This is a genomic window from Myxacorys chilensis, from assembly GCF_059505265.1.
The window spans coordinates 1-2,275 of sequence record NZ_JCACKG010000302.1 but is presented as its reverse complement, the minus strand read 5'-3'; the positions used below and the strand labels follow the sequence as shown (position 1 = coordinate 2,275).

At 47.2% G+C, this 2,275-nt stretch carries 3 protein-coding genes; all 3 read right to left on the bottom strand.

Annotated features, from left to right (window positions below; all coding sequences use genetic code 11):
* Nucleotides 1–74 precede the first annotated feature (74 nt).
* On the bottom strand, nt 75–836 hold the full coding sequence (budA, locus tag AC5JLB_RS30075) for an acetolactate decarboxylase (RefSeq protein ID WP_495877490.1): 762 nt from the start codon (nt 834–836) through the stop codon (nt 75–77).
* A 160-nt stretch (nt 837–996) separates the two neighbouring features.
* Nucleotides 997–1,740, bottom strand: coding sequence for a class I SAM-dependent methyltransferase (locus AC5JLB_RS30070; protein ID WP_495877489.1), 744 nt, complete (start codon nt 1,738–1,740; stop codon nt 997–999).
* Between the two features lie 27 nt (nt 1,741–1,767).
* Entirely contained in the window at nt 1,768–2,169 is a 402-nt protein-coding gene (locus AC5JLB_RS30065; protein ID WP_495877488.1) for a hypothetical protein, read from the bottom strand.
* Nucleotides 2,170–2,275 lie beyond the last annotated feature (106 nt).

Below are 2,275 nucleotides of genomic sequence, written 5' to 3'. Positions count from 1 at the left end.
GTACGAATTTGGATTACCCATTTAGCTATCGCTCCACACGTCTAGAACACGACCTTTGTCAGGATGGGAACTCACTATTCTAATGCTGCTTGCTCAAAAGCAGAATTTTTGGGTAATGTGATCTGCCAGTTCTGCACTATCTCCACATCAACCATCGGGTTCAGAAATGTTCCCTCTAGCAAATGTCCTCCTGTTTTGCGATCGCGGGTCATGAAATGAAAATGATACCCTGCTACATTCAGCCCTTTGAAGTACTGCGGCAGGCGAAATCCCACTAATGTACCCTGCACATTTTGCATCTCGAAAATTTTCTGTTGCTGGCTCACGACCTCGTTTAATGAACGATACGGTGGTGATTGTTTAGGAACACTTCTCACTTTCAAAGCAGGAAAAGCTCCCTGCACTCGAATGGCATAAGGTGTATTTGTTGTGGGTAGCTGTTGATCAATTTGTTGCTGCAATTGTTGATAAGTGAATTGCCCCTTCAAGTGCAGCGATCGAGGACGCTGAAAGAAAGTCACGACTGCAAAAGGAGTCGTCGCTTGATCTGCAACTGAGTAAGCAATCCCATCCGTTTTGATTTGATAGAACTTACCATCGAGAAGCACCATTTCTCCATCTAATCCTTCCAAGGTTCCCAACCCAAAGTTACCGAAAGCTTTGAGCTTGTCGAATGTTGTAGCTCCTTGAAACACTCCAGCATTCAGAGCGCTAAGCGTCGAAATTTGAATGCCTGTATGAGTTTGATTGGATAGGCGAGAGTAAGCAGGTGACGCGAAGATGATCAAGACAACGAGAAATGCTGCAACCTGCCACAAATACTGTTTGAGTTTCACATTAATGTACCAGAATGTACCAGCCCTTTCAATGTGTAGGAGGATGATCTAGCAAACGTGAGAATGTTGCTCCAAAATGCGAGGCGGTTGCTTCTTCTTCGGAACACGGGTGCTTTCTGCACCTAAGCTTCAAATTTGCTGAGGAAATTTGGGATCAAAGTTATTTCGTTCCAACCAGCACAGGTTGAAAAAACTGATCGTCGAGTCGGATGACTGACTGATAGCCAACCTGTTTCATTAGCGTCATTAAATGATTGGGAGCGATCGCATAGTAACGCGATCGCATCACTGTTGTCGCAGCCTGATCACGCTGTTGATCGTCCTCAACAAAGTACATCGACAAATCGTAAACATCGCCTGTAAAGTCCCACACCTGGAAAACTAAGTAACGTTTACCTTCAACTTCACGAATGCCGTAAGGCTTCACAATCCCGGTTCCTCGTGGTTCTTTGTCATAATCCCGAATCGTGAGTAAGCAACCCCCACCAAAACGAGCGCAGGCATACATTTGCTCCAGTGCTATGAGAATTTCTGCATCATTCAGCAAGTGAGGAATCGAGTTATCGCAGGAAATAACGACATCGAACTCAGATTGATGATGGCTGTACGCAGTTCGCATATCACAAACCGAGAAATCGATGTCTAAATGACGCTGTTGGGCTTCTCGTCGAGCGCGATCGATTTCCTGCACAGAGAGATCAGATGCCGTCACTTGATAGCCTTGAGTCGCTAACCCAAGCGCTTGTGTCCCAATGCCACAGGAGACATCTAGAATGGTTTGGATCTGATTGCCCCACTGTGATCGAACAATTGCCGAAAGTTGAGCAGATTGTTGTGCGATCGCGGCTTCCCAATCGCCATAAATGATGTGATAGAACGGCGCGAGTCGATTGTAAAAATCCATACTGCATTTCCTCAATTTGCGACAGGTTTACCAGTAAAACTTCAGGGGTAATTCAGGCTGAAACTCAACGCACTTGCCTTGAGTTTCGCCATCAAACCCAAGTTCGAGTCGATACGTTTCTCCCGATTGAAGTTGGATCAGATTGCGATCGGCGATCGCTTGCAGTGCTGGCGAAAGTGGGTTGACATCAGGCAGCACGATCGTAACGCGAGTGATTTCAGTCAAACCCGCTGGATGCTTCAACGGTTGGCGCTGCTGCTCACGATAAGTACCTGGGCGCTTTCCGAAGGACAAATAGAATAACCACGGTTCTGTCAGTACGGGTGTGTTCGTGCCAACCGCAATGCTGAGAGAGTCTGGTAAATAAGCAGGACGGTATATCCAGCTTGGAAACGGGATCGCCTGGGGAGAATGGGTTGCTGGATGCAAACACACCCCAAACGGGCAGTTGCCTGGATCATGCCAGCGTTCCCAAAGGTGGGCAGGGCTGGTTCATTGGAAGAAGGAAAATAGGCGGTGAACATCGTGGGCGAGA

Coding starts and splice junctions, on each gene's coding strand:
- AC5JLB_RS30070 (WP_495877489.1), bottom strand. CDS start 1,740: ATGGATTTTTACAATCGACTCGCGCCGTTCTATCACATCATTTATGGC.